General features: G+C 48.7%; 3 protein-coding genes. 1 reads left to right on the top strand and 2 read right to left on the bottom strand.

The annotated features are described in order from the left end of the window. Positions 1-120: 120 nt before the first annotated feature. Complete coding sequence (gene hisIE, locus K4A83_RS22195) at positions 121-771, top strand: bifunctional phosphoribosyl-AMP cyclohydrolase/phosphoribosyl-ATP diphosphatase HisIE (protein WP_407810270.1); 651 nt, start codon at positions 121-123, stop codon at positions 769-771. A gap of 330 nt (positions 772-1101) precedes the next feature. Here the strand turns inward: hisIE and K4A83_RS22190 are convergent, their stop codons facing one another. Together K4A83_RS22190 and K4A83_RS22185 are read right to left on the bottom strand one after the other, a co-directional pair. Continuing rightward, positions 1102-1374, bottom strand: coding sequence for a hypothetical protein (locus K4A83_RS22190; RefSeq protein WP_017307277.1), 273 nt, complete (start codon positions 1372-1374; stop codon positions 1102-1104). A gap of 591 nt (positions 1375-1965) precedes the next feature. Continuing rightward, positions 1966-4035: a thioredoxin domain-containing protein gene (locus K4A83_RS22185; RefSeq protein WP_265266893.1), complete on the bottom strand. Its 2070-nt coding sequence runs from the start codon at positions 4033-4035 to the stop codon at positions 1966-1968. Between the last annotated feature and the right edge of the window lie 281 nt (positions 4036-4316).

Here is a 4316-nt window from a genome sequence, read left to right as displayed (position 1 = left end):
CCTGCTCCCCGGCTCCCCCGCTCCCCTGCCCCCCAAATATTCAGCAGACTCTATCTAGAACCATTTCAGCCTATGATAGGGGTTTGACGATGTGCTGAGAGCATTCCGCTCCTTGATATGATGTCCAATTCTAACCCTTCCTCCTTTGCCGGGGCGATTCCCTTAGAACAGATTCGTTTTAATGAACAGGGATTAGTGCCTGCGATCGCCCAAGACTATCTAGATGGTACTGTGTTAATGATGGCCTGGATGAACGCCGAAGCTCTCCAGAAAACCCTTGAGACAGGGGAAGCATGGTATTGGAGCCGTTCCCGTCAAGAACTCTGGCACAAAGGAGCCACCTCGGGTCATTTTCAACAAGTGAAATCCCTGCGCTATGACTGTGATAGTGATGCCATTTTGCTAACTATTGAGCAAATTGGCGATATTGCCTGTCATACGGGGGAAAGAAGCTGTTTCCACCAACAGGGAGAGGGTAAACAGGCTCCCCCCGCGAACACCTTATCTGGTTTGTATGAGGTCATCCGGGAGCGCCAAAGGAATCCTAACGAAAGTTCCTACACCTGTAAGCTTTTTGCCGGAGGGGATAACAAGATTCTCAAAAAGATTGGCGAAGAGTCAGCCGAGGTAGTGATGGCCTGTAAAGATGATAACCCCCAAGATATCGCCTCGGAAGTGGCTGATTTGTTCTACCATACCCTTGTTGCTCTGGCTCACCACAATGTTGATTTACGCGAGGTGTACCGGGTGCTAGAACAACGACGGCATTAAGATTTTAAGGGGATGGGTGGGGTTAATCGAGTAGAAATCTCCCCCACATTGCGAAGCAATTAGCGGTGAAAGTGTCAACTCAGTTGACATCCGCCCCGCCGTAACCGGATGGGGATTCCATCTATTTTAACAGGTCAAAAATTGACAATTGATAAAAACCCCCCTTAGAGCCTATCTAGGGGGGCATTGTATTCACTCACTGTCGAAGAAAACTACACACAAAAACTCAAAACTGATCTCTCACACGATGAGTTCTTAACGCTCCCCCACCTCACGTCAGCAGGTAGGGGAATGGGTCGCTAAGATGGTTCAACTCAAAAGTACAAGACTCTAGGCAGCTTGAGCCGTGGGAACTGCACGCATCGCTTTAAAATAGCTGTCCCAAAATTGTTTTTGGGATTCTAACGCGATTTTAGTGGCAGTTTCTTGAGCTTCAAGATAGTTATTCACCCATTCTTCTTGAGCATCTAAGGTTTTATCTAGGGTTTCGGGGAATTTCAAGGCATCTTTACCCATAGACATGGATTCTAACCAAGTGTCAAAAAATTTCTTCTGCCAATCACGAAGTTGGGTTTGGTATTCTTCAAAATATTTGCTATCCATTAGGGTGTTGGCCGCTAGAGATTCCCTGAACAGTTTCAGGGAGGAAGTGGGGCGGTATATGCCACGTTCCAAGACAACAGGGATGTTCAGGGCTTGCTGAAAAAACCAAACGCTAGACTCAACAAGGGAATAGGTAATAGGTAATAGGGAATAGGTACTGATTCTTAATTCCCCGACTCCCGGACTTATTCAGCAGACCCTGCTTAGTTTTTTGGATCTCTCATCAAGAACTAAGAGAAACTTGAAGTGATAAAGTAAAGCCTACAAACTCAAATGATTTAGTTTGCTAGGGCAGATATTCGGATGGATTTTAGTTTTATTCGTCCCTATAATAACACTGAAGTGAGCGGGGTCACAAGGTTATTTTTTAATATGAGAAAGCTTGTTAATTATTGTTACTAATTCAGGGTTGCTGAATAAGGGAACAGGGAATAGGTAATAGGGAATAGTGCAATGAAGCTCACCCCACCTGCCTTGGGCGAGGTGGGGGAATGCGTCGCTATTTTGTTCAAAGCTCTTGCCTCTTGACTATTCCCTAGCCTTGCCTTAATCCTTTTTCCTCTCATATTGCAATAAAAAGATACAGTCTTTTTAATTTGGCGAGAGATTCAAAATGAGGTTAATTTGCTCTAATAATTCGGCTTGATTGGTGGCTGGGGTTAAACAATTGAGGCCTTTACAGACTAATCCCACAGCGTTGTCGGGGAGGGTTTCCTCCAGTTGGTAGACGCTGCTGGGGAAGTATTGAGGGCTGAGGAATTGCAGGGTGTCGCGACGGGTGCGGACGAGGGTAGCACAGAGAAACCAGTCTAACCCGGTGAAGAGGGTCGGACAAGCTTGGGGGGACTGCTCCATGATGGTGCTGAAGGCCATTAGGGTTTCTTCGGCACGCTGGAGATATTCTTCCTCGTCGGTACAAAGGGCGAGGCGAACTAGGTTACTGACGGCGACTCCGTTGGCGGAGGGGGTGGCGTTGTCCATATAGCTGCGTTCCCGGATGATGAGGTCGCTACTGGCATCGCTGGGGGTGTTGTAGTATCCTCCTAGGGTGCTATCCCAGAGGTATTGGTCGAGTTCTTGCTGAAGGGCGATCGCACTTTCTCGCCATTGTTCCTCGGGTCTTCCCTGTCCCACGCTGGCCTGATATAAGTCCAGTAAGGCTTTGATAAACAGGGTATAGTCTTCCGATTGGGCTAAAACCGTGGCGTGGCCTGCGTAATTTAAGCGGTAAAAGCGCCCTTCTACCCACTGATGCTTGAGGATAAATTGGGCGGCCTGGGTGGCCATGTGCCAAGCGAGGGGATCTTTAAACACACTATAAGCCCGGGCTAAACCGGAAATCATTAAGCTGTTCCAAGCCACAATCATTTTAGTGTCAGTGACGGCTGGAATCCGACCCGGCCAGGCTTTGGTTTTGGCCTCTTGGTTGTCACGGGCTGGGGGGAAAGTGGCGATCGCCTCAGCCGGAGCCCCATAACGCTGAATAAACAGCTTAGAAAGGGCTTGTTCTGCCAATTCTGATAAAACACCCCCCTGACGACGTTGGAGGACGTTAGACCCCTCAAAATTGCCCCCCTCACTAATGCTAAACTCCCCTTCAAGCGCCGCCAATTCGTCCGAGGTCAGGTGGGCTTGCAATTCCCCATATTTCCACACATAAAACGCCCCCTCCTCCGGTTCCTTCTCCTCGGGAGTGGCAAAACTATCCGCATCTTGGGCTGCATAGAAATATCCCCTCGGGGCTGTCATTTCCCGCTTTAACCATTGAATCGTGCCATCAATCGCCCGTTTATAAGCAGGTTTCTGATCTCCGGCACTCCACAAATTCGCTAAATACTCCATAATCTGCCCATTGTCATAGAGCATTTTTTCAAAGTGCGGCACTGTCCAAGTCGCATCAACGGTATAGCGATGAAATCCCCCTGCTACATGGTCGTAAATTCCCCCCAAGGCTAAATCTTCCCCCCGTTGATAGGCCGCATTGTGGGCGGTAATTTCTTCAGGAAAACGACTCCCCCTTAAGACAAAATCACTATAGGGAATCATGGGAAAACTGGGATGGCCTGGGGTACTTCCCTTAATAACACTGGTATTCACGACAATGGCCTGTTGTAGGAGTTCGTACTTTAAGACGGACTCAGAGGATTTGGGTAATAGGGTAGACCGTTGTAGCGTCGAGAGAATTTCGGTCTTAATGCCTTGGAGTTTGTCCTTTTCTTCCTGATAAAAGCGATGAAGGGCTTGTAAAACCTGTAAAAATCCGGGACGGCCATAACGAGGTTCTACGGGGAAGTAAGTCCCCCCATAGAAGGGGATGCGTTCATTGGGAGTGAGGAAAATATTCAGCGGCCAGCCCCCCTGTCCGATCATCATTTGTAGCGCCTGCATATAGATACTATCGAGATCGGGGCGTTCTTCGCGGTCTACTTTGATGGGGATAAAGTTCTCATTCAGATATTGTGCGATCGCCAAATTAGAAAACGCCTCCCCCTCCATCACCGTACACCAATGGCAACTAGAGTAACCCACAGACAGAAAAATCGGTCGATCAGTTTGTGCTGCCATTGTTAGTGCCTCCTCACACCAAGGCCACCAGTCAATAGGATTATCTCCATGTTTACGCAAATAAAGGCTTTGGGCTTGGCTTAAACGATTCGGCATAAGGTCTAGTAAAACATCTTCACTGGATCTAACCTATCACGGTTTCCCACTTCGGGCTTACTGTGCCACTTCCTGGAGCTATGCCTACGCTAAACTCAACAAGGGAACAGGGAACAGGGAATAGGTAATCGGAAATAGGTAATCGGAAATAATTATCAATTGTCAATTATCAATTATCAATTCCCCTGCTCCCCCGCTCCCCCACTCCCCCACTCCCCCGCTCCCCCGCTCCCCCGCTCCCCCGCTCCCCCGCTCCCCCGCTCCCCTGCTCCCCCGCTCCC

Source organism: Spirulina subsalsa FACHB-351 (assembly GCF_026130165.1).
Lineage (GTDB): Bacteria > Cyanobacteriota > Cyanobacteriia > Cyanobacteriales > Spirulinaceae > Spirulina_A > Spirulina_A subsalsa_A.
This window is presented reverse-complemented; position numbering and strand designations above follow the sequence as displayed.